The sequence below is a fragment of the Polynucleobacter sp. AM-25C3 genome (genome assembly GCF_018882335.1).
Taxonomy (GTDB): domain Bacteria; phylum Pseudomonadota; class Gammaproteobacteria; order Burkholderiales; family Burkholderiaceae; genus Polynucleobacter.
In genome coordinates, this window is the sequence record NZ_JACVOS010000003.1 from 17950 (window position 1) to 41216 (window position 23267).

Annotated in this window: 18 protein-coding genes and 1 pseudogene; 4 read left to right on the top strand and 15 right to left on the bottom strand. The window is 46.7% G+C overall.

Annotated elements, in window-relative coordinates; genetic code table 11:
• Positions 1-135 precede the first annotated feature (135 nt).
• The 8 genes from ICN12_RS02325 to def form a co-directional block, all read right to left on the bottom strand.
• Complete coding sequence (locus ICN12_RS02325) at positions 136-2340, bottom strand: OsmC domain/YcaO domain-containing protein (protein ID WP_216270481.1); 2205 nt, start codon at positions 2338-2340, stop codon at positions 136-138.
• Between the two features lie 90 nt (positions 2341-2430).
• A complete protein-coding gene (locus ICN12_RS02330) occupies positions 2431-3111 on the bottom strand; it encodes a response regulator (protein WP_216270482.1) in 681 nt (226 codons plus the stop codon).
• Positions 3112-3113: 2 nt separating this feature from the next.
• Positions 3114-5423 carry a sensor histidine kinase gene (locus ICN12_RS02335; protein WP_216270483.1) on the bottom strand — a complete coding sequence of 770 codons (2310 nt, stop codon included), beginning with the start codon at positions 5421-5423 and terminating at the stop codon, positions 3114-3116.
• The gene (locus tag ICN12_RS02340) at positions 5420-6001 is read right to left on the bottom strand and encodes a DUF4390 domain-containing protein (protein ID WP_255537650.1); all 582 of its coding nucleotides are present in this window, start codon (positions 5999-6001) and stop codon (positions 5420-5422) included. Before ICN12_RS02340 ends, ICN12_RS02335 begins: the two co-directional genes overlap by 4 nt.
• Positions 5998-7311: a 16S rRNA (cytosine(967)-C(5))-methyltransferase RsmB gene (gene rsmB, locus ICN12_RS02345; protein ID WP_216270484.1), complete on the bottom strand. Its 1314-nt coding sequence runs from the start codon at positions 7309-7311 to the stop codon at positions 5998-6000. Before rsmB ends, ICN12_RS02340 begins: the two co-directional genes overlap by 4 nt.
• Before the next feature lies 1 nt (position 7312).
• A complete protein-coding gene (htpX, locus tag ICN12_RS02350) occupies positions 7313-8179 on the bottom strand; it encodes a zinc metalloprotease HtpX (protein ID WP_216270485.1) in 867 nt (288 codons plus the stop codon).
• Positions 8172-9194, bottom strand: a complete 1023-nt coding sequence (gene fmt, locus ICN12_RS02355; protein WP_216270486.1) for a methionyl-tRNA formyltransferase — start codon at positions 9192-9194, stop codon at positions 8172-8174. The genes htpX and fmt overlap by 8 nt, the downstream gene beginning before the upstream one ends.
• 7 nt (positions 9195-9201) lie before the next feature.
• Positions 9202-9717, bottom strand: coding sequence for a peptide deformylase (def, locus tag ICN12_RS02360; RefSeq protein WP_216270487.1), 516 nt, complete (start codon positions 9715-9717; stop codon positions 9202-9204).
• Between the two features lie 95 nt (positions 9718-9812).
• On the opposite strand from def, the gene dprA reads away from it, so the two are divergent.
• Together dprA and ICN12_RS02370 are read left to right on the top strand one after the other, a co-directional pair.
• The gene (dprA, locus tag ICN12_RS02365) at positions 9813-10487 is read left to right on the top strand and encodes a DNA-processing protein DprA (protein WP_216270488.1); all 675 of its coding nucleotides are present in this window, start codon (positions 9813-9815) and stop codon (positions 10485-10487) included.
• Between the two features lie 196 nt (positions 10488-10683).
• Positions 10684-13362: a DNA topoisomerase III gene (locus ICN12_RS02370; protein ID WP_216270489.1), complete on the top strand. Its 2679-nt coding sequence runs from the start codon at positions 10684-10686 to the stop codon at positions 13360-13362.
• On the opposite strand, the pseudogene mnmC1 reads toward ICN12_RS02370, so the two are convergent.
• The 7 genes and pseudogenes from mnmC1 to rpmH form a co-directional block, all read right to left on the bottom strand.
• Positions 13332-14423, bottom strand: a pseudogene (gene mnmC1, locus ICN12_RS10850) (FAD-dependent 5-carboxymethylaminomethyl-2-thiouridine(34) oxidoreductase MnmC1); the annotation flags it as partial. The gene ICN12_RS02370 and the pseudogene mnmC1 sit on opposite strands and share 31 nt — an antisense overlap.
• Before the next feature lie 47 nt (positions 14424-14470).
• Complete coding sequence (locus ICN12_RS02375) at positions 14471-16336, bottom strand: phosphoenolpyruvate carboxykinase (GTP) (protein WP_216270490.1); 1866 nt, start codon at positions 16334-16336, stop codon at positions 14471-14473.
• An 88-nt stretch (positions 16337-16424) separates the two neighbouring features.
• The gene (mnmE, locus tag ICN12_RS02380; RefSeq protein ID WP_216270616.1) at positions 16425-17804 is read right to left on the bottom strand and encodes a tRNA uridine-5-carboxymethylaminomethyl(34) synthesis GTPase MnmE; all 1380 of its coding nucleotides are present in this window, start codon (positions 17802-17804) and stop codon (positions 16425-16427) included.
• A gap of 41 nt (positions 17805-17845) precedes the next feature.
• On the bottom strand, positions 17846-19522 hold the full coding sequence (gene yidC, locus ICN12_RS02385; RefSeq protein ID WP_216270491.1) for a membrane protein insertase YidC: 1677 nt from the start codon (positions 19520-19522) through the stop codon (positions 17846-17848).
• Between the two features lie 10 nt (positions 19523-19532).
• Positions 19533-19757, bottom strand: coding sequence for a membrane protein insertion efficiency factor YidD (yidD, locus tag ICN12_RS02390; protein ID WP_216862123.1), 225 nt, complete (start codon positions 19755-19757; stop codon positions 19533-19535).
• Between the two features lie 16 nt (positions 19758-19773).
• Positions 19774-20091: a ribonuclease P protein component gene (gene rnpA / locus ICN12_RS02395; RefSeq protein ID WP_216270493.1), complete on the bottom strand. Its 318-nt coding sequence runs from the start codon at positions 20089-20091 to the stop codon at positions 19774-19776.
• 8 nt (positions 20092-20099) lie between these two features.
• Positions 20100-20234: a 50S ribosomal protein L34 gene (gene rpmH, locus ICN12_RS02400; protein ID WP_011903922.1), complete on the bottom strand. Its 135-nt coding sequence runs from the start codon at positions 20232-20234 to the stop codon at positions 20100-20102.
• A gap of 222 nt (positions 20235-20456) precedes the next feature.
• Here rpmH and dnaA point away from each other — a divergent pair, with 222 nt between their 5' ends.
• Positions 20457-21881, top strand: a complete 1425-nt coding sequence (gene dnaA, locus ICN12_RS02405) for a chromosomal replication initiator protein DnaA (protein ID WP_216270494.1) — start codon at positions 20457-20459, stop codon at positions 21879-21881.
• Positions 21882-22147: 266 nt separating this feature from the next.
• Entirely contained in the window at positions 22148-23263 is a 1116-nt protein-coding gene (gene dnaN / locus ICN12_RS02410) for a DNA polymerase III subunit beta (protein WP_216270495.1), read from the top strand.
• The last annotated feature ends 4 nt before the right edge of the window (positions 23264-23267 follow it).

The window sequence follows — 23267 nt, forward strand, 5'->3', positions numbered from 1 at the left end:
CGACTGAGCTACCAGGCCAAGAGTTGGATTTATAAATGAAACTGCATTCCAGCCTGAAAAATCAGTCAATCGCAGCCAACCCGTGAGTGAATGCTGTAAATCCTTGGCAAAAAGCTCTTGCTCCTGCTACCCATACTAGCTGGCGGCGGGTATAGCTTTGGATCGAGCAGCATGTAATTTTCTGTAGCTGTCAATCAGGCGATGGTGCCTATCGAGGCCCTCGAGCTTCATGCTGGTTTGGGTCAGACCGTAGAAGCGCACGCTGCCGTCAACTGAGCCGATGACAGCATTCATTCTCTCATCGCCAAACATTCGGCGGAAGTTGACTAGGTAGTCATCAAGCTCCAAATCGTCATCTAGCAAAATCTCCAGCACCGCATTTAAGGCCTGATAAAACAATTTGCGCTCAACTGTGTTGTCGTTGTATTGAAGAAACGCACCTACTAGCTCATGCGCCTCATCAAATTGTTTTAAGGCGAGCTGTATTAGCAACTTCAACTCTAGAACGGTAAGCTGACCCCAAGGAGTATTCTCATCAAATTCAATGCCGATCAAAGTAGCGATGTCGCCATATTCGTCTAGCTCGTTATTTTCTAAACGCTCAAGCAACGCGCTTAAGCCCGCATCATTTAAGTTAGATAGATTCAAAATATCGGGGCGGAACAATAATGCTTTATTGGTGTTATCCCAAACCAAATCTTCAATTGGGTAAACCTCAGAATATCCTGGCACTAAAATTCGGCAAGCAATTGCGCCCAGTTGGTCATATACCGCAACGTAAGCTTCTTTACCCATCGCTTTGAGAATGCCAAACAAAGTTGTGGCTTCCTCTGCATTTGAGGTTTCGCCTTTGCCAGAAAAATCCCACTCAACAAAATCGTAATCTGATTTTGCGCTGAAGAAGCGCCACGACACGATGCCACTGGAATCAATGAAGTGTTCAACAAAGTTGCTTGGCTCGGTCACCGCTTCACTTGAAAAAGTAGGCGGAGGTAAATCATTCAAGCCTTCCAGACTGCGGCCCTGCAGCAACTCAGTCAAACTCCGCTCCAGTGCCACCTCTAGACTTGGGTGCGCACCAAAGGATGCAAATACACCGCCTGTTCTTGGGTTCATTAAGGTAACGCACATGACCGGGTAGACGCCACCCAGCGACGCATCCTTTACTAGCACCGGAAAGCCCTGCTCTTCTAAGCCCCGAATGCCCGCCAGAATGCCAGGATATTTCGTGAGGACTTCTTGCGGCACATCCGGTAAGGCGATCTCACCTTCCAGAATTTCACGCTTGACCGCCCGCTCGAAAATCTCTGACAGACATTGCACCTGGGCTTCGGCCAGCGTGTTGCCTGCACTCATGCCATTACTGACATAAAGATTTTCAATTAAGTTAGATGGGAAATAAACAGTCTCACCATCTGACTGACGAACATACGGCAAAGAACAAATCCCGCGCCCCACATTGCCAGAATTGGTATCAATCAAATGTGAACCACGCAACTCACCATCAGAGTTAAAAATCTCTAGGCAATACTCGTCCAGAATTTCTGCGGGGAGTGAATCTTTGGGTCCCGGCTTAAACCAGCGCTCATTCGGATAATGAACAAACGCAGCATTAGCAATGTCTTCACCCCAGAATGCGCCGGCATAGAAATGGTTGTTGCTCAGTCGCTCGATGTACTCGCCCAGGGCCGATGCCAATGCGCTTTCTTTTGTCGAACCCTTTCCATTGGTAAAACACATCGGCGAGTGCGCATCACGGATATGCAAGGACCACACATTAGGAATGATGTTGCGCCACGATGCAATTTCAATCTTAATTCCGAGATTTGCCAACACGCCAGACATATTGGCAATGGTTTGCTCTAGTGGCAGATCCTTACCTGCAATATAAGTGCTAGCCTCAGAAACTGACTTCAAGGTCAGTAAAGTCTGCGCATCTGCGTCTAGGTTTTTTACCTCCTCAATGACAAACTCGGGTCCAGCTTGAACGACTTTTTTAACCGTACAGCGCTCGATGGAACGCAAAATACCCTGGCGATCGCTGGCGGAGATTTCTTCTGGTAATTCAACCTGAATTTTGAAAATCTGTTGATAACGGTTTTCTGGATCGACAATATTATTTTGTGAAAGACGAATATGCTCAGTGGAAATATTGCGAGTGTCACAGTACAGCTTCACAAAATAAGCCGCACACAAGGCTGATGAGGCCAGAAAGTAATCAAAAGGGCCTGGGGCCGAACCATCCCCCTTATATCGGATAGGCTGGTCAGCAATCACCGTGAAGTCGTCAAACTTAGCTTCTAGACGAAGCTTATCGAGAAAGTTAACCTTAATTTCCATGGGAATAAATCCGAAATGATGTAGGCGCTATTATCCGTCGCAATGACGATATCGTGTCCTATACCAATGCTTCAGCAAACGCTCAAAGCCTTATTGCTCAGCCTTATTGCGCGAAGTATCAATTCCCAATGCTTTTAGCTTGCGATAGAGATGGGTTCTTTCGAGCCCAGTGTATTCAGAAATCTTGGTCATACTGCCGCCCATAATGATCATTTGATGCTCAAAGTAGGCCTTCTCAAATAAGTCTCTAGCCTCCCGGAGCGGCAAATCAAAATAGGTTTTTGCTATCCCGCTAATGTATGCATCATCTTGAGCCTGCGATGCCTGCTCGCTCACTGCTACTTTAGGGTTTGGACTGGATGAGGGGGCTAGAGATGCCTTTTCTTCGGCGGGCTCAACATATTTAGGAGAGCTCTCGAGGGCCTTAGCGACTGTTTTGAGTAACTTTTGGAGTGCGATCGGCTTTTCTAAAAAATTGAGGGCACCAATACGAGTTGCCTCAACCGCAGTATCAATCGTGGCATGTCCTGACATCATGACTACTGGCATCGTGAGCTGACCGGTCTTAGACCACTCTTTTAACAAAGTAATGCCGTCAACATCCGGCATCCAGATATCGAGCAAGACAAGGTCTGGGCGCATTTGTTCACGAATAGTGCGCGCCTGCATAGCGCTCTCTGCCGCATAAACAGTGTGGCCCTCATCCGTCAGAATCTCATTGAGAAGCTCGCGGATTCCCATCTCATCGTCGACCACCAAAATACTTGCCATTCTTATGCTGCCTCTTTTGCCAGATTCATAAACAAAATTGATACTTGCGCACCGATCACTTCATCGCCCCGCATTCGATTGCGGACTTCAATTTTGGCGCCGTGATCATCTACGATTTTCTTTACTACCGCCAAACCTAATCCAGTGCCCTTGCTCTTCGTTGTTACATACGGCTCAAACGCTCTTGCCAATATCTTAGCTGGAAATCCTGAGCCGCTATCACTTATTGTTAACCGTACCGCATTTTGTACGACACCATTCAGCTCACCATAAGGCACTAACTCTGTTTTTACTTCAACTGGCTCAGCCTGATGCTTGCCCTCAAGGGTAGCATCTTGTGCGTTCTGCAAAAGATTATGAATAATCTGTCTCAGTTGCGTAGGGTCCCCCATGATATTTTGGCAGCGTGAATCTAGTTGGGTTTTTATGGGGCTTCCTTCATATAAGCCGAGGATCTCTTGTGTCAAAGTATTGATAGAGACCGATTTCAGTTGCGGGCTCGGTGTTTTTGCGAAATCCCTAAAATCATTCACCATTTCTTTCATGGCTTGAACTTGGCCGATGATGGTTTCCGTGCTGCGATTCATCATCTCTTCTTGCTCAGGGCTCAATTTACCTGCAAGCTTATGCTGCAGTCTCTCTGCTGAAAGCTGTATAGGAGTTAGTGGGTTCTTAATCTCATGTGCTAGGCGCCTGGCTACCTCGCTCCAGGCAATGGATCGCTGCGCGCTCACCACATCAGTAATGTCATCAAATACCACCATGCGCAAATCTGAAGTCAGCTCAGTCCCGCGCACAAACAAAGTGACACCAGGTTCATTCTCAAATTCGTTTGTACTGTGGAGTTGAATCTGCTTTTGCCACACTGGTGTAGCCTTACTTATGTCTGAGTTTGGCTGACCGCCCTCCACCCCAACTGAAAGCTTCATCGTTGCAAAGCCCTCTTTAATGGTTTGCTCAAATTCAACAAGACTTGGATTGTCGCTTAAAGGATGGCCATCTATTTGGGTCAGGTCTTGCCGAAAGATGCGGTCAGCCCCAGCGTTGCTAGAAACCACATTGAAGTTTTTATCAAAAATACAAACGCCTGCAGTTAAGCTGCCTAATACCGTTTCTAAAAATGACTTGGATTCCTCTAGCGAGGTTCTTGTGTCTGCCAATTGCCGGGTCATCACATTAAATTGGCGGGTCAACATACCAAGCTCATCCCCGGTATCCAGCTCTGGCTTGGGAGATAAGTCACCTTGAGCGACCGCCTGCGTGCCTTTTAAGAGCATTAGCAATGGTCTAGCAAGCTGTCGCCCAAGTATCAACGCCAAAGTCACTGCAACGAATAGCGCGAAGAACAGCGTTAATGTAAGGGTGCCCACGAACATCTTACGTAAGCCGGTGCGGCCCAAGGACTTTTCTTGATAGTCACTATAAGCAGACTCAACCGCAACAATATTCTTGGCCAATGGGCTCGGAATGAAGCGCACCAACTGCAAAAAATATTTATCGTCCGCCTCTTTGTTTGAATCTAATTTACTTTGAATGGGTTTTTTCCGCACAATCGGCACAATCGCCCTTACTCGATAGCCGCGCTGCCCCCCATCCATTTCGATTTGATCTATTGCGGTGATGCCCTTCTTCTTAAATGCCTCAGCAATGACATCGGCACTAGGAGCGGGCAAATATTTTTTTGGCCGTGACTCACTGGTCAAGATCAAGTTGCGCTGAATATTAAATAGGCTGACCTCTTGAATACCAAATTGATTGCGAGTTTTCATTACCAGGGCGCCAACTTGTTCAGAGGTCGCCCCAGAAGGGACCTGCACAATTTGCTCGGCAATGTAATTTCCCTCGGCCAAGATTTCTTCTTGTGCCATACGTAAGGTGACTCGCCCCAATTCAAGTCCGGCATCTAACGCAGACTCTACCTGGACATCAAACCAGGTTTCAATGCTACGTGATACGAACTGCAAAGAGACGCCATATAAAATTAATCCAGGGACGACACCAACCAAGGCAAAAATCATGGCTAGTTTGGCAACCAAGCGCGTACCAAATCGACCCTTATGCCAACGAACTGCGATCACAATCACCAAGGTCAGAATGACCAAGGTTAAACAAATGCCAATGATTACATTGGCTGCATAGAGCCAAATAAAATAGTTATCAAAAAACTCAGTGTTTGATGTTGCAATTGACAGTAGCACTAAGAGTAAGAGTGCAAAGGCGCCAATCACCGCCATCGCCGTAGGCAACGCGCGCCTTTTCCAGACATCTTTCTCAAATGCATTTGACCCAATGAAGTCTAAAGATATTTTCATCGTTTAATGACGTTTGGACCGTTTGGCGAAAATGGAAAGCGTAGCCAGTCGCTAGTGACATTCCAGTCACGATTATTTAATGCATTTACTTGAAACGGCTTTGGCAGCTTGCTTAAGTCCAAAGTCATTCTTAATGCTGCAGTGTAAGACTTGCTTGAATCAATTTGGTTGTTATCAATCACTCTCCAGCCGCCAATACTACCTACGGCTTGAAGGGCTTCAAACATCGTCCTAGCAGAAAAGGTGAAGCCTTCGGAAGCAATGCGATATTGTTGTGTCATTGGCTGATAAGACAGGCGTGTTGACCGTTGAGCAAGCGCGGGTTTTTCATCAAACCAGTACCAACGTGAACGCGTTAAGTCAAACTCAGTTTGAAAATATAAGACAACGCCTTTTTGAACCGCATCCTCTAGGCCCGGAGTCAATTCAATCTGAAACGTGGCATTTAATAGCCAATCACTATCCACCCGCTCAAGATCAGCAGATTTAAGCTTGATACCTTCTGCGCTCGCTGCTGCTGAAAATAGACTCAGCGCCATCAAAACACAAAGAATGAATTGTTTAATGCCTTGGCTCATGGCCCATTTTTCTTAAACAAAGCGTAGTAAAAACCATCATTTAGCTCGGCGGGCAAAATTTGTCCGGGGGCGCTTAATCGTAACGCATCAGCATGCCCTGCAGCAAACCAAGCTGCCTGCTCCTCACCCTCCTCAGGAAAGACGGAGCAAGTCACATATAAAAGCGTGCCACCCATCTTGAGCATCTTCCAAGCCTGCTCCAAAATAGCGCGCTGTCTAAGTTGTAGGGCTTTAATGTCTGCCTCACGACGCAAGAAGGGAATATCGGGATGTCTTGCAACAATGCCTGATGCGGAGCAAGGCGCATCCAATAGGATTTTGTCGAATGGCTTGCCGTCCCACCAGGCTGCCTTTGAGGCATCTCCGCGCACCACTTGAACGTCATCCGACTGAAGTCGCAAGCGATCTAAATTACCGCCAATTTTTCCAAGGCGATGACCATCCAACTCCAAAGCCACCATCTCGCATTGCGCCAGCTCTAATAGATGAGCGGTTTTTCCGCCAGGTGCAGCACAAGCATCCAATATGCGCTCGCCCGGTTTAGGGTCGAGCAGTACGGCTGCAATTTGAGCTCCAGTATCTTGAACAGAAACGGCGCCACTATAAAATCCTGGCAAATCTGATACAGGTACCGGCTCGCGTAACAGCAAGGCCGAATCCAATGTGATGCCTGCAATCTCCTGAATAGGCTCTGCCGCTATTCCTGCTTGTTGCAGTAAGTCCTGATATTCCTGACGCGTATGCTGCTTGACGTTCACTCGCAAAATAAGTGGCGCACGTTGCGCCTGCTGAATCAGCATAGCCTGCCAAGACTTTGAATAGTTTCGCTTCAGACTGGCGCGCCACCAAGGTGGGAAAAACATCGGAATAGGGTCTGGCGGATAAGGTTTCTCATTTTCGGCTTGCACGGCAAGACTTACCTTACGAAGAACAGCGTTTACCAAACCTTTGGCATACATCGTGGGCTCATATTCACTACAGGCTTTTACTGCCTGATCGACAATCGTATGTGCTGCATAGCCCTTGCCTTCTGCGCCACTCTGCAAAAACAAAGCAATCGTTACGCTTAATAAATACTCTACTTCCGGTGGTGGTGCCTTTGGAATGAATTGCTGAATAAACTCATGTGATCTCACCCACTTACGCAAGGCATCAAATGTGAGGCTTTGCACAATGGGGCGCTCATGGGCATCCAGCTGATCTAACACCTCTGTGAGTGATCGACCTACCATCACCTCGCCAATTGCTTGCGCAGAAATAGTGATCGCCTCTGATAGCGGAAGACTGCGTGGTGTTTTTTGGTCGGTCAAATTATTCCGCTCCGGGGTAAGCCCCGTTTTTAGCCATACTGATTAAACGAGCTACCCGCTCCTCCATTGGGGGATGAGTAGAAAAAAGTTGTGAGAGCCCACCGGCAGTCAGGGGATTAATGATCATCATCTGCGCCGTTTCAGGATGCCGCTCGATTGCTTGAAATGGAATGCCTTGAGCAAAGGCATGAATTTTTTGTAGGGCCTGCGCAAGCGCCTCAGGATCAGCGCTCATTTCAGCCCCGCCTCGATCTGCCTCGTACTCACGTGCACGCGAAATGCTCATCTGAATCAGGCTAGCTGCGAGCGGGGCCAAAATCATTACCAATAATGATGCCAGCGGATTACCTTGTCGACCTTCCGAACTTCTGCCACCAGCAAACATTGCAAAATTGGCTAACGCAGAAATTGCTCCAGCCATAGTTGCTGCCAAAGTAGAAATTAAGATATCTCGATGCTGAACGTGCGCCAGCTCATGAGCCATGACGCCGCGCAATTCTCGGGGCGAAAGAATTCTAAGAATGCCCGTGGTTGCCGCAACAGAAGCATGCTCAGGATTTCGGCCGGTTGCAAATGCATTGGGAGCATCTTCGTCAATCAAAAATACTTTAGGCATAGGCAGCCCAGCTTTATTAGCCAGCTCTTTGACCAGGGAATAGAGCTGCGGAGCCGAGTGTTCGTCTACTTGTCGCGCATTGGTCATCTTGAGCACCATCGTGTCTGAAAACCAATAACTAAAAAAGTTCATACCAATAGCCATCAATAGCGCCAAGAACATGCCTTCTTCGCCACCCAACATGCCGCCCACCACTACAAAAAGTGCAGTGATTGCGGCCATCAAAATAGCGGTCTTCACCAAGTTAAACATTCGCACCTCCTTGCTGATTAGCGAGCTTTTCAAATCTGATTACAAACTCTGCCGTGGCCCCATTTGAAATGCATAGGCTGGCAGCAACTCTTTTTCCACCAGGCTTTTGCATTTCTAAAATCTCAATCACACCATCTCCACACTGAACATACACTCCATCTCCATCAAAACCCAAAACTTGTCCGGGGGTGGCCGCTGGATGTGTTTGCACCTTACTGGGCAAGCAAGAGTTCCAAAACTTAAACTGCTCACCATGCAGGCTACTCGTGGAGCCAGGAAATGGATTGAAAGCGCGAATGCGTCGATCGATTTCAACGGCGCTTAACTGCCAATCAATTTCTGCTTCACTCTTTAATATTTTTTCTGCATAAGTAATGCCTTCACTAGGCTGCGGGATTCTAGTAATGACAATGCCTTGATCTAGCATATTTAGCGTCTTTACCATGAGCTCTGCGCCCAGAACTGCTAAACGGTCATGCAGTGATGCACTCGTTTCCTGTGGGGTGATTTTCAGATTGCCCACCAAGACAGTATCGCCAGTATCTAAGCCAGCATCCATTTGCATAATGCTAACGCCAGTCTTCTCGTCGCCACCCTCAATAGCACGCTGAATCGGGGCGGCGCCACGCCACCTCGGCAACAAGGAAGCGTGAATATTAAAGCAACCATATCGCCCATTTTGAGCAGCAAGGTCTAGGATGTCTTGAGGAAGAATTAATCCGTAGGCAACCACCACCATCGCATCAAAATCAATGCTGGATAAATATTGATAGGCTTCTTGCGCTGCAGTTCTTTTTTGTAAGTCTGCATGGCCCTGCCTGAGGGTCTCTGGTTGCAACACCGGAATATTTTTCTCTTGCGCAAATACTTTTACAGGACTTGCTTGAAGATGCATACCTCGGCCTGCACGACGATCTGGTTGCGTTAGCGCCAAGACAATTTCATGGCCAGCCTGATCTATCGCACGCATTGCTTGTGCGGCGAACTCCGGAGTGCCTGCGAAAACAATTTTCATTGGGCGCTTAGCGCTCGCCTACTAGTTCTTTGGCGCGCTTTTTCATTTTGAGAGAAATGCGATTGCGCTTCAACATCGAGAGGTACTCAACAAATACCTTCCCTTGTAAGTGATCCATCTCATGCTGTAAGCAGACTGATAACAAACCATCTGCCTCCACTTCAAATTCTTTGCCGTTAATATCAAGCGCCTTCACTCGCACAACAGCGGGACGATCCACTTCGTCGTAATACTCAGGTACTGAGAGACACCCCTCGCGCCAAGATTTTCTTTCTGAGCTTGCCCAAACTAATTCTGGATTAATAAACACCAGCAACTCGTCTTGGTTATCTGAAACGTCAATCACCACAATCCGCTCATGAATATCTACCTGAGTTGCAGCCAAGCCAACCCCAGGGGCGTCGTACATTGTCTGTGCCATATCAGCCACAATTTTTTTGATGCGCGCATCCACCTGCGCTACCGGTTTAGCAACCTTGTGTAGGCGTGGATCTGGATAACAAAGGACAGTTAATAAAGCCATGAAGGAATTATCCAACAGAGTAATCAGGCTGTCCCGATAGTTCTCGCCAGCGCCACGCCGAAAATGGCTTTATACACACCCCTAAAAGCTCAAACATGGTCCAAATACAGCGGCATGATCCCAACTATCCAATTCGCCTGCTGGATTTATGCGATCCACCAAACTCACTCTATATATATGGTGACATCCAACTGCTCAACTTACCCATGCTCGCCATTGTTGGATCTCGTGCCTCCAGCCCTGAAGGAATCAACAATGCTCGCTATTTTGGGCGAGCCTTATCTGAAGCGGGATATCTAGTGATTTCAGGGCTAGCTAGGGGCATCGATGGTGCCGCCCATTGGGGCGCGCTTGGCCCGAGACAGGATCATCCAACACTAGCGGTATGCGGGACTGGGCTAGATGTCGTCTATCCACGAGAACACATTGGGCTAGCTAGGGCCATTGGTAGGCGCGGGCTTTTGATATCGGAGCTAGCCCCTGGCATTGGACCAAGAGCTTGCAACTTCCCGCGCCGAAACCGCATCATTGCAGCCCTTGCACTCGGAATCTTGGTGATCGAGGCTGCAGAACGATCGGGCTCGCTTATTACGGCAAGACTAGGCTGTGAGCTCGGACGTGAAATATTTGCAGTTCCTGGATCGATACATAGCCCTCTCTCTAAGGGCTGCCACCAGCTAATTCAGCAAGGGGCCAAACTCGTCCAGTCCCCACAAGATATTCTCGAGGATCTACCGAAATGGCCAAAAACCGCATTTAAAGTCATTTAAAGCGCTGTATTGACAAAAATAAGCTCCTTAATAGGGTCTAGATGGGCCTAAAAAAATGGGGTTTTTGGACTTTTAACAATTTATCGGTTAATAATAAAAAAAGGGCATGGGGAGCGTCAGGCTGGTATTAGGTTTAAATTGGCTCTCTGTTTTCCCTCTTAAAACATCATTTCAAGCTCAAATTTAGGCAAAACGCGTGGCAACTAAAGCATCTACCAAAAAAAGCAGTCCAAAGACTTCGGCTGGGGATCACCCCAAGGCACTGATCATTGCGGAGAAACCTTCCGTTGCGAACGACATCGCCAAGGCTTTAGGTGGCTTTACTAAATATGAAGATTATTTTGAGAGTGATGACTTTGTCATTTCTTCTGCAGTTGGTCACCTATTAGAGATTGCGGCCCCTGAGGAGTTTGATGTCAAACGCGGTAAATGGTCTTTTGCCAACTTACCGGTTGTCCCTCCCTATTTTGATTTACGCCCGATCGCCAAAACGGAGTCGCGGCTTAAGGTCTTACAAAAACTCATTAAGCGCAAAGATATTAATGAGCTCATTAATGCATGTGACGCGGGTCGCGAAGGTGAGCTGATCTTCCGCCTAATTGCGCAGCATGCAAAAGCGCCACAGGCAATTAAGCGACTCTGGTTGCAATCAATGACACCTGCAGCGATTCGTGATGGCTTTGCTTCTCTACGCAGCGATAGCGACATGCAGCCGCTGGCCGATGCGGCACGTTGCCGATCCGAAGCAGATTGGCTAGTAGGCATCAACGGCACACGTGCCATGACAGCATTCAATAGCAAAAGTGGTGGGTTCTTTCTGACAACTGTAGGTCGAGTACAGACTCCAACTCTATCCATCGTGGTTGAGCGTGAAGAGCTGATCCGTAAATTTATTTCCAAAGATTATTGGGAGGTGAAAGCAGAATTTATTGCTGCGGCTGGTATTTATGAGGGCCGTTGGTTTGATCCCAAATTTAAGAAAGATGCTGCCGCTCCAGATGCTCGCGAGAATCGCCTTTGGAGTGAAGCTGCCGCGCAAAGCATTGTTGCCGCGTGTCGTGATAAAAAAGCGAGCGTTAAAGAAGAGGCGAAACCTGCCACCCAACTAGCGCCTCAGCTGTTTGATTTGACTAGCTTACAACGTGAAGCAAATGCGCGCTTTGGCTTCTCCGCTAAAAATACTTTGGGCCTAGCCCAAGCGCTGTACGAGCGCCACAAGGTGCTCACCTATCCACGTACCGATGCCAAGGCTTTACCTGAAGATTATTTGGATACCGTGAAGCAGACCATGGAAAATTTGGCTGAGCACTCACAAGAATATCGACCATTCGCTAAGCAAATTTTGCAAGGCGATCCCAAAGATCCAAAAGCTAAAGCCGGTTATGGTTGGATCAAACCAAACAAGCGTATTTTTGATAACTCAAAAATATCTGATCACTTTGCAATCATCCCCACCTTAGAGTCTCCTAAGACCCTCAGTGAGCCAGAGCAAAAACTATATGACTTAGTTGTTCGTCGTTTCTTGGCCGTGTTTTATCCTGCAGCCGAGTTTCGCGTAACCACCCGCATCACTGAAGCCTCGGGACACCACTTTAAGACCGAAGGTCGTGTGCTGGTCACTCCTGGTTGGTTAACGGTATATGGCAGATCCAATCAAGCAGATGATGAATTGGTGGCGGTGCAAGAAGGTGAAACTGTGCAAAACGAATCCATTGCTGCTGTTCCATTAAAAACAAAACCACCAGCCCGCTATACGGAAGCAACATTGTTGTCGGCAATGGAAAGCGCTGGTAAGTGGGTTGATGATGATGACATGCGCGAAGCCATGGCTGAAAAGGGTTTAGGAACACCAGCAACTCGCGCAGCCATTATTGAAGGCTTACTAGCAGAGCGGTATATGGTTCGTGAAGCGCGTGAACTCATTCCAACCGCCAAAGCATTCCAGCTCATGACGCTCTTGCGCGGACTAGACGTTGAAGAATTAACTAGGCCCGATCTAACGGGCAACTGGGAGAACAAACTATCGCTGATTGAGCGCGGCGAGATGAACCGCGACACTTTCATGCAAGAAATTGCACAGATGACGCAACGCATCGTCAAACGTGCGAAGGAATACGACAGCGACACCATCCCGGGTGACTATGCAACCATGTCAACACCTTGCCCACACTGCAAGGGTGCTGTTAAAGAAAACTATCGTCGCTTTGCTTGTGAGAAGTGTGGATTTACGATTAGCAAAACTCCCGGTGGGCGCGCGTTTGAGTATCCAGAAGTTGAAGAGCTGCTTCGTGAAAAAACCATCGGACCATTACAGGGGTTCCGCAGCAAAATGGGTAGGCCGTTTGCAGCGATCATTAAGTTGAGTGAGATTCCTGAGGATGACGCCGATTATCCCAATGCAGGATTCAAACTCGAGTTTGATTTTGGCAATTCCCAAGAGGATGAGTCCGAAGCAATCGACTTTACTGGTCGCCAAGCTTTAGGTGTTTGTCCAAAATGCTCGGGGGCCGTTTATGAAGATGGCATGCGCTACTTGTGCGAAAAAAATACTGGTCCAGATAAGACTTGTGATTTCAAAACAGGTAAGGTTGTTTTGCAACAAGAAATTTCTGCAGAGCAAGTTCAAAAGTTGCTCACAGAAGGCAAAACAGATTTGTTAACCAACTTCAAATCCAACCGCACCGGTCGTGGCTTTAAGGCTTATCTTGCCTTGGGTGCTGATGGCAAAATTGGTTTTGAGTTCGAGGCCAAAGCGCCTAAAGCAGGAGCTGCTGCTAAGGCTCCAGCAAAAAAACGAGCGGGTGCAAGTGCGGCCACCAAGTCTGCAGCAAAACCTAAGCGGGCTAGCAAAGCAAAGTCATCCCCTAGCACTTGAGCGGTAATGAGCTTGGCCGCTAAGGCTGACCAGAGAACGCCTCTCGACCCCAGGGCTGTGGCCAAAAAAATCCCTGGGCGTTGAGTTAGTGCGCCAATGATGGGCAAGCGATCGCCGGCAACGCAACGCACACCTACAAAACTTCCAGACTTGTGAAGAAGACTTACATCGCCCCTCGCATAGTCCAACAAACCCTTTGCTTGCTCGCGATTGAAGTTATCGCTTAAATCCCAGTCTTGAAGGTCAAACTCACCCTCATCAAAACTGGAACCCACTATCCATTGGTAACTGCCATCTGGCAAGCGCTTTGCTGGCAAGCAATAACCATCACCAGAAATTGCCGTTTTAGGAAGTAGTGATGCCCAAGCAGTGTTTTCAGCAACAGCAAAAATACTCAGCTGCCCACGTACCGGCCTCAAAGGTAGCCGCACATCCATACTGGCAGCCAATTGTTTGGTTTCCAAAGCGGCTGCGATGATGACCTTGCCAGCAGTCATGATGGACTCATCCTGATGATTAAATAATTTCCAGCCAGCGCTGGTTTTTTCCAATCGAGCCACGGAAGTATTCCAGCAACAAGTTAGCCGTGGGTGCGTCTTCAATGCATCATTTGTAGCCGCAGATAAGTTGAGAGATGCACCACGTGGAAGCCAAATACCATCCTGTTGAATGCCACAAACTTGTATTGCCTCTTCGGCATAAAGTGCTTGTGCCGTGCCTTCATCAAGGTTCAGCGATTGCAAATAACCCGCCACCTCATTGCGATTAAACAGCTTATCTTTCTTGCTTGGCTGAAAGATGCCATGCTGATTCCAGACCTTACTCCAGCGCGCCTCTGCCATCAAAAAGGCAATGCGAGTTAAGCGCAATAAGCGAGGGGCTCCACGACCAACATGTGGGTGAGCAATGGCATAGGCGTGCCTAGAACATGCAGAGGCAGGGAGAGATGCAGCATCGACAACACAAACAGCTTGGCCACGCTCGAGCAGCTCATTCGCAATGGTTGCGCCAGCAATGCCTGCCCCAATCACCACGATGTCATGGTGTTGGGGTGAGGTCATTAAATAAGCGTGTTTTTGAAAAGGCTTCTTAAATTTCTAGGGGCTACCTAGGCGTTTAAGCGCTTTTCAATTTTGCTACGGGCTTCGATCAATTCTTTAGGTAAGCGCTCACCTAAATGCTCGAACAATTCGTTGTGCAGTTTGAGCTCATTCTTCCAGTCGTCAACCGCAACCGTAATGGCTTTTTCGAATTTTTCTACTGAGTAGTCAAGACCATCCCAATGCATATCAGCATGTTCTGGGCAAATACCGAACACAGTCTCTGTACCTTTAGCCTTGCCTTCAGCACGACCCAAGATCCAAGACAACACGCGCATGTTTTCGCCGAAACCAGGCCATACAAACTTGCCGTTTTCATCTTTACGGAACCAGTTCACGCAATAGATTTTTGGCAATACTGCGCCCTCGGCAGCAAGCTTGCTACCAATGTTGAGCCAGTGCTGGAAGTAATCACTCATGTTGTAGCCAGCAAATGCAATCATCGCAAATGGATCGCGACGAACAACACCAACCTGACCAGTGATTGCTGCAGTAGTTTCAGAGCCCATTGTGGCGGCCATATAAACGCCCTCCACCCAGTCACGTGCCTCGCTCACTAGTGGCACGGTATTTGAGCGACGACCGCCGAACAAGAACGCGTCAATTGCCACACCTTCTGGATCATCCCAGTTAGGATCAACCGCTGGGTTGTTTGTGGCAGCTACTGTGAAGCGTGAATTTGGATGTGCTGCTTTACGTCCAGCGGCGCCATCAGCAGGAGTCCAATCCTTGCCTTGCCAGTCGATTAAGTGTGCTGGGGGTGTATCAGTTAAACCTTCCCACCAAACATCACCATCATCCGTTAAACCAACGTTGGTGAAGATCACATCTTGGTTTAATGAATCAAGGCAGTTCGGGTTAGTCAGGCGATTTGTACCAGGGGCAACGCCAAAATAGCCAGACTCAGGATTAATCGCGAACAAGCGGGTTTTGCCAGTAACAGTATCTTTGCGTGGCTTGATCCAGGCAATGTCATCACCAACCGTCGTGACCTTCCAACCCTCAAATCCTTTTGGAGGAATCATCATGGAGAAGTTGGTTTTTCCGCAAGCAGATGGGAATGCGGCAGCGATGTGATATTTCTTGCCTTCGGGTGAAGTGACGCCCAAGATCAACATATGCTCGGCCAACCAACCTTGGTCGCGGCCCATGTTTGAAGCAATGCGCAAAGCAAAACATTTTTTGCCCAACAAAGCATTTCCGCCGTAACCAGATCCAAAGGACCAAATCTCACGAGTTTCTGGATAATGAACGATGTACTTGTTTTTGTTATTAGGCCAAGCAACATCTTTTTCGCCAGCAGCCAAAGGCTTGCCAACGGTGTGAATGCAGGGAACGAATTCACCGGTAGCGCCAAGCTGATCAATCACCGCTTTACCCATACGGGTCATTAAACGCATATTGATAGCAACATAAGCACTGTCGGATAACTCAACACCAATATGGGCAATTGGGGAGCCGATTGGGCCCATCGAGAAGGGCACAACATACATTGTTCTGCCGCGCATACAACCATCAAACAAAGGCTTGAGGGTGGCACGCATTTCACTTGGCTCTACCCAGTTATTGGTAGGGCCAGCATCCTCTTTTTTTGCAGAGCAGATAAAAGTGCGGTCTTCAACACGAGCTACGTCATCCGGATCAGATAAGGCCAAAAAAGAATTTTTTCGTTTAGCTGGGTTGAGGCGTTTAAATACGCCGGCACCTACTAAAAGCTCGCAAAATTGGTCGTATTCAGACTGGGAACCATCACACCAGTGAATCTGGTCTGGCTTTGTTAGGGCCGCTACATCTGCAACCCACTGAATTAATTGCTGATTTTTTACATAATCAGGCGCATTGACATTGATTTGCCCATTTGTTGTCGTGGTCATGAGATTCCTATGGAAAGTAATAATTTTGATCGCACTATTTTAACATTTTGGGCATATTTTTTGGGGAGCCCCACCAAGAGCAAACCCTTTATTTGCCGATGCAAAACTGACTAAAAATCTTGCCCAAAAGGTCATCGGGAAGTAGCTTCCCGGTAATTTGCCCCAACTGATCCTGCGCCAAACGTAGCTCTTCTGCAAATAACTCTAGTGATATGTTGCCATCTGCAGCGAATTGTTGTGATTTTTCTAAATGGCTAGCAGCCCTATCTAGGCAATCTAGATGCCGACGGCGTGCCACAATTGCCCCCTCTTGTGAGCCACCCCAGCCCACCGACTCTAGGATTTTTTGTTTCAAAGCCTCAATGCCATCACCGGTTTTGGCTGAAATGAGCAAAACCCCCTCATCGCTTTGGTTAGCAGATAGCTCCATCAACAAATCCGATTTATTACTGACCTCTAAAACGGGGCACTTTGGTGGGAGCGCTTTTACTATTTGGGTCTTTAACTCCAGAGCATTGGCGCTCTCTATCTCACCAGGGGATCCGAGGTCTTGTAGAAATATCACTAGATCAGCTGCGCGAATGGCCTCCCAAGATCTTTCAATACCCTTTGCCTCAACTAGATCACTAGTGTCACGCAATCCAGCGGTATCAATGATGTGTATAGGAACGCCATGAATGGTGATGCTTTCCTTCACACGATCTCGCGTAGTTCCAGCGATAGGCGTCACAATGGCGACCTCTTCACCCGCAAGGCGATTTAGCAAAGAGCTTTTGCCAACATTGGGGGCACCAGCCAAAACCAACTGAATGCCGTCACGCAAAATCTTTCCTTGTTTTGCGCCGTCCCTTAAAGCATGTAATTGATGTATGACCGTTTTTAGGCGCTCGCGAGCATGAGCATTCTGGAGAAACTCAATTTCCTCCTCGGGAAAATCTAAAGTGGACTCCACCAAAATTCGAAGTTGGGTGATTTCTTCAATCAAGCTATTGATGTCGTTTGAGAAAACGCCCTGCAATGAGCGCGCTGCGCCACGAACTGCAGCCTCACTTTGTGCATCGATTAAATCTGCAATCGCCTCTGCTTGGGCTAAGTCAATTTTGTCGTTGAGGTATGCCCGCAAAGAAAATTCGCCAGGCTCCGCTATGACCAAGCCTTGATCTTTGCCCAACTCTAAGCATCGCTTCATTACCAGTTCAAGGAGTTGTGGCCCACCATGGCATTGCAGCTCTAAAACATCCTCTCCGGTAAAAGAGGCAGGGCCAGCAAAGTAAATTGCAATGAGCTGGTCAATTGCTGCGCCATCACTGTCGCGCAAAGTGAATAGGTTTGCTTGCCGCGGCGCTAGTGTTTTCTGAAATAGGGCCTGCGCAATGGGCCCAAGTTGAGGGCCACTAATTCGAATAACGCCAATACCCGCTTTACCAGGTGCGGTGGCAACCGCAATGATGGGCAGCTTTCTAGTCATCATTGCGGGCACCCATTATTCATCTCTAAACAGCTAAAACTTTATTTAGCTGGTTTCTTTCCAAACATTTGATTGATTTGCCATTGTTGAGCAATGGATAGCAAATTATTTACCACCCAGTACAAAACCAAGCCGGAAGGGAAGAAGAAGAACATGACAGAGAACACGAGTGGCATGTACATCATTACCTTTGCCTGAATTGGATCGGGCGGCGTAGGGTTGAGTTTGGTTTGTACAAACATTGAGGCGGCCATGATGATTGGCAAAATGTAGTACGGGTCTGGAACCGATAAATCTTGAATCCAGCCAATCCAAGGGGCATTGCGCATTTCTACGGAAGAAAGTAGCACCCAGTACAGAGAAATAAACACGGGGATCTGAATCACCACAGGCAAACAACCACCCAAAGGATTAATTTTTTCCTTGCGATACATCTCCATCATGGCTTGGTTTAGTTTTTGTGGCTCGCCTTTGTATTGCTCTTTCATTGCAAGCAGTCGTGGCTGAACCTCTTTCATGCGCGCCATCGATTTATAGCTTGCAGCAGAAAGTGGGAAGAACACCAATTTGATCAAGATGGTCAGGAGAATGATTGCCCAACCCCAGTTACCAACATAAGTGTGAATATTTTCTAGCAACCAAAAAATGGGTTTCGCAAGAATGGTGAGATAGCCATAGTCTTTCAATAAAGCAAAGCCTGGGGCAATTGTTTCTAAAACGCTTTCTTCTTGCGGACCAACAAACAGTTTTGCTTTTTCAACAACCGTTGTTCCTGGCGCAACTATACCCAACGGTGTTTGCATACCAATACGATAAAGGTTGTTATCAATCCTTCCCGCATAAATGTCGCGCGCCGCTTTGTCGCTAGGAATCCAGGCGCTGGCAAAGTAATGCTGCACCATGGCAACCCATGCAGGATCGCCGGCCGCAACCTGTGTAGGAATGGTAATTTTGTTCTTATCAATAGCCGTGAACTCAAGCTTATTGAATTTTTCTTTTTCTGTGTAAGCTGCTGGCCCAGTAAATGTACTCGCAGAGAACGCACCGTCAAAGGGTCCGATTTTTTGTTCTTGGGAGGCGTCGCGAACAATCTCCGTATACAAAACCAGTGGTGTTGCATTTGCGCTGCTTTGTGTCACGCGATGGCCCACATCCACAACATAACTACCTGGGCTCAGAATAAACGTCTTCTCTAGTTTGACGCCGTTGCGCTCACTAGCCAAAACAATAAAAGGTTTTCCAGTTCCATCTTTGCCCGATTGAACTAATTTAAAGCTGCTGGTGTGATTGGGTAGATCTGCATTACCCAAAGCAATTAAGCCTGAACGGGCAAAATATTTATGGCTTGGTGTGTACTGAAACAACTCAACCGGTTTTTTTTCTGGGGTTAGCTGCTTTGGCAACTTCGCATTAATAATGTTGCCGCCATTGGCGCTAATTTCTAGAGCCAGCACATCATTTTGCAAAACAAACTTTTCTGATGACTCTATTGCGCTCGAACTCACAGCGGGGGCTTGGTTCGAGGCTGGAATATTTGGATTCTGTACGGGGGATGGAATGTCCACCTTGTTGCTTGGTGCCTTATCGGTGGCCACAACATTGCTTGCGGAGTTTCCACCAAACATCGATGGTTTGCCTTCATGAACCTGCCAGTTGTTGTACAACATCAGGCCTGACATGGAGAAGACCGCCCAAAGAATTGTTTTTTTAAAGTCCATTTGCATTCACTTAATAATGATGAGATCTTGGTTTTACAGCGGGGTCATGACCGCCTTGTGACCATGGGTTGCAACGCAAAATGCGCCACACCATTAGCCCAAAGCTTTTGAAAAATCCGTAATGGGCAAAGCAGTCGCACGCATATTGGGAGCAAGAGGGCACAAACTTGCAGTGCATGCCAATAAAAGGGCTCAGCGCAATTTGATAGAACCTCACAACTTTAATGGCCAACATGTTTAATAGGCGCACGTTAAATCAGCCCTGCAATCTGAGTTCGCAGAACTTCTTTTTCTTTTCTTCTGAGTCTGCCGCGAGTTTCGCGACCAATTGGTTTTTTCAGCTTAACAACAACATCGTTGTTGAGGCCTGCGGCTTGGGCGCTACGGACCATTTCACGGATCATGCGCTTCAATCGGTTGCGATCTACCGCACGCTTAGCTAATTTTTTAGCTACTGCAATGCCTAAATCTGGTTTTGCGCCTTGATCCGAGGAAGCCAAATACAAACCCCAATACAAACTTGTCTTGGGGCGTGTTTTTAGTAATTCAGAAATCCTGGCGCTGTTCAACTGCTAAATTAAACAGCTAGACGTTTGCGGCCTTTAGCGCGACGTGCATTTAATACTGCGCGCCCACTCTTAGTTTTCATACGAATACGAAATCCGTGAGTGCGTTTACGACGTGTTACTGAGGGTTGGTATGTTCTTTTCATGATTCATCCTGCAAAACCCAGTATTTTCCTTGTTGGATGGCAAAAGGTCAACCGCTACCGAAGAATATATAGGTATTTTTCTCTATTTTCTGGGCTTATATTTAATAAACCCTTGTTTTAATTAGAATTTTTATCTTTGTACACAAGTTATCCACAGGTTTTCCACGATTTTCTAGCTTGTGGATAACTTTAGGGGATCGCTACAATGGATCCTCCAAAAATATGAGTAATTTACAGAATCCCCCCACATTGAATTCACTTAGCCCACTAGGGTTTTGGGATGACGCCCTTGGCATACTTGCTCGCGAGTTATCCCCCCAACAATTTAAAACCTGGATACAGCCCTTAAGCTTGGTTTCTTATGATGAGAGTGAGCAATCACTTATTGTGGGAGCCCCAAACAGATTTAAGCTTGATTGGATTAAGAAAACCTTTACAGACCGCTTCCAGGAGATGGCAGACCAATATTTCGGTCGACCAATTACTTTAAGTTTTGTACTTAGTGTTGAGGGTGTGTGTGCCCAGGCCCCAGAAATTAATACCCCTCAAGAGCGGGTTGAGCTTCAAGAGGTGGTAATTAACCCAGATAACACCTCTACAGAGGAGCAGGCCTTTGAAATTGAGGATCACTCCAAACTCAATCCAAACCTTACATTTGAAACTTTTGTAACCGGTAAGGCAAACCAGCTGGCAAGGGCTGCATCAATTCAGGTTGCCCACAACCCAGGCACCTCATATAACCCCATGTTTTTATATGGCGGTGTTGGTTTGGGTAAAACCCATTTAATTCATGCGATTGGCAACCACCTCTTAAAAGAAAAACCTAACGCTCGGATCCGCTATATCCATGCTGAGCAGTACGTCTCAGATGTGGTTAGGGCTTATCAACAAAAGGCGTTTGATCGTTTTAAGCGTTATTACCACTCTTTGGATCTATTGTTGATTGACGATATTCAATTCTTTAGTGGTAAATCTAGGACCCAAGAAGAGTTTTTTTATGCTTTTGAGGCGCTTTTAAGTAATAAAGCTCAAGTCATCATTACAAGTGATACCTACCCTAAAGAGATGGCGGGGATAGATGACCGCTTAATTTCACGGTTTGACTCTGGCCTCACGGTTGCCATTGAACCCCCTGAGCTTGAGATGCGAGTCGCTATTTTAATGAAAAAAGCTTTGAGTGAGGGCATCCCTATGAGTGAGGATGTAGCTTTCTTTGTGGCCAAACATCTCCGATCCAATGTGAGAGAGTTGGAGGGGGCACTGAGAAAGATTTTGGCTTATGTGCGTTTTCATGGCAAAGAAGTAACAATTGATGTAGCCCGCACAGCCTTAAAAGACCTGCTTTCCATACAAAATCGGCAAATATCAGTGGAAAATATTCAAAAAGCGGTGGCAGACTTTTATAGTATTAAGGTTGCAGACATGTACTCCAAAAAACGTCCGGCAAATATTGCTCGCCCACGCCAAATTGCCATGTTTATGGCCAAAGAGTTGACTCAAAAAAGTCTCCCAGAGATTGGGGAGTTGTTTGGTGGGCGCGACCACACCACTGTTTTACATGCTGTACGTAAGATTGGTGAAGAGCGCTCGCATGATGGTCAACTTAACCATGAAATCCATGTTATTGAACAAACCTTGAAATCTTAGGTTTTTTTGCCTGTGGATAAGGTTGTGGATAGCTCAATGGATAACTTTGGGGATAGTGTGTGGATAAATTGTGGAAAGCACGCGCTTCATGCAAAAATAGGGTGTTGATAAAAAGTTATCCAATATTTATGCAGGGCTTATACAAAAGTTTTCCACAGGTTTTTTTGGTTCTAATGGGTTGATTTATATATGGTTTTTGACTTATCCACCGAAATCTCAACCCTTACTACTACTACTAATAAGATATATACAAGGATTTAAAAGCAATGCAACTCGTAAACACTTCACGTGACAGTTTGTTAAAACCACTTCAGGTTGTTAGTGGCATTGTTGAACGTCGACACACGTTGCCAATTCTGGCAAATCTGTTATTTAAAAAACAGGGCGATAAAGTATCTTTTGTGTCGACTGATATTGAAATTCAAATTACAACCAATGCTAGTTTTGGGGTTGGCGCAGAAGATGTCACCACAACTGTGGCAGCAAGAAAGTTATTAGATATCTTGCGCGCTCTACCTGAAGGACCGGTATCGCTTAATCTTAAAGATAATAAGATGGTTGTGCAGAGCGGTAAAAGCCGTTTCTCCCTACAAACTTTATCTGCAGCAGAGTTTCCTGTAATGCAAAGTGTTGGTGAAGTTACTGCTAATTGGAAAATGACTCAAAAGAGTTTTCGCCAATTAATTAGTCAAGTCCACTTTGCAATGGCGCAACAAGATATTCGGTACTACCTCAATGGCATGTTGTTGGTTGTTGAAGGTAAACAAGTGATTGCTGTAGCAACAGATGGCCATCGCTTAGCTTATTCCCAGGTTGAACTGGCAGAAGCCCCGGTTGGGTCTGGGCAAAAACAGGAAATTATTATTCCTCGTAAAACTATTCTTGAGTGCCAGCATCTACTTGAGGACTCGGATGAAATGTTTGAGATAAGCCTCACATCCAATCAAGTAAAGTTTACTTTTGGTGATATTGAATTAATCTCAAAATTGGTTGAAGGTAAGTTTCCAGATTTTCAAAGGGTCATACCAAAGGGCCACAAAAATTCTTTAGTTGTTGGTCGGGATATTTTGCAATCCGCCTTACAACGTGCTGCAATTTTAACTACCGATAAATTTAAGGGTGTCCGCTTTTCTTTATCACCCAATCGCATTACAGTTCAATCAACCAATGCTGAGCAAGAAGAAGCCCAAGAGGAAATTGAAACTGAATACAGCGGCGATGCTGTTGAAATTGGTTTTAATGTAAGTTATTTGTTAGATGTTTTATCAAACTTGAAGAACGAAAAAATTCAAATTAGCCTGGGTGATGCCAATAGTAGTGCGGTGGTTACGCTACCCGGCTCCGAAGACTTCAAGTATGTTGTGATGCCAATGCGTATTTAATTTA

Bases quoted from the DNA above. Each gene is read 5' to 3' on its own strand.
- ICN12_RS02325 (WP_216270481.1), bottom strand. From the start codon at position 2,340: ATGGAAATTAAGGTTAACTTTCTCGATAAGCTTCGTCTAGAAGCTAAG.
- ICN12_RS02330 (WP_216270482.1), bottom strand. From the start codon at position 3,111: ATGGCAAGTATTTTGGTGGTCGACGATGAGATGGGAATCCGCGAGCTT.
- ICN12_RS02335 (WP_216270483.1), bottom strand. From the start codon at position 5,423: ATGAAAATATCTTTAGACTTCATTGGGTCAAATGCATTTGAGAAAGAT.
- ICN12_RS02340 (WP_255537650.1), bottom strand. From the start codon at position 6,001: ATGAGCCAAGGCATTAAACAATTCATTCTTTGTGTTTTGATGGCGCTG.
- htpX (WP_216270485.1), bottom strand. From the start codon at position 8,179: ATGTTTAACTTGGTGAAGACCGCTATTTTGATGGCCGCAATCACTGCA.
- fmt (WP_216270486.1), bottom strand. From the start codon at position 9,194: ATGAAAATTGTTTTCGCAGGCACTCCGGAGTTCGCCGCACAAGCAATG.
- def (WP_216270487.1), bottom strand. From the start codon at position 9,717: ATGGCTTTATTAACTGTCCTTTGTTATCCAGATCCACGCCTACACAAG.
- dprA (WP_216270488.1), top strand. From the start codon at position 9,813: ATGGTCCAAATACAGCGGCATGATCCCAACTATCCAATTCGCCTGCTG.
- ICN12_RS02375 (WP_216270490.1), bottom strand. From the start codon at position 16,336: ATGACCACGACAACAAATGGGCAAATCAATGTCAATGCGCCTGATTAT.
- mnmE (WP_216270616.1), bottom strand. From the start codon at position 17,804: ATGACTAGAAAGCTGCCCATCATTGCGGTTGCCACCGCACCTGGTAAA.
- yidC (WP_216270491.1), bottom strand. From the start codon at position 19,522: ATGGACTTTAAAAAAACAATTCTTTGGGCGGTCTTCTCCATGTCAGGC.
- yidD (WP_216862123.1), bottom strand. From the start codon at position 19,757: ATGTTGGCCATTAAAGTTGTGAGGTTCTATCAAATTGCGCTGAGCCCT.
- rpmH (WP_011903922.1), bottom strand. From the start codon at position 20,234: ATGAAAAGAACATACCAACCCTCAGTAACACGTCGTAAACGCACTCAC.
- dnaA (WP_216270494.1), top strand. From the start codon at position 20,457: ATGAGTAATTTACAGAATCCCCCCACATTGAATTCACTTAGCCCACTA.
- dnaN (WP_216270495.1), top strand. From the start codon at position 22,148: ATGCAACTCGTAAACACTTCACGTGACAGTTTGTTAAAACCACTTCAG.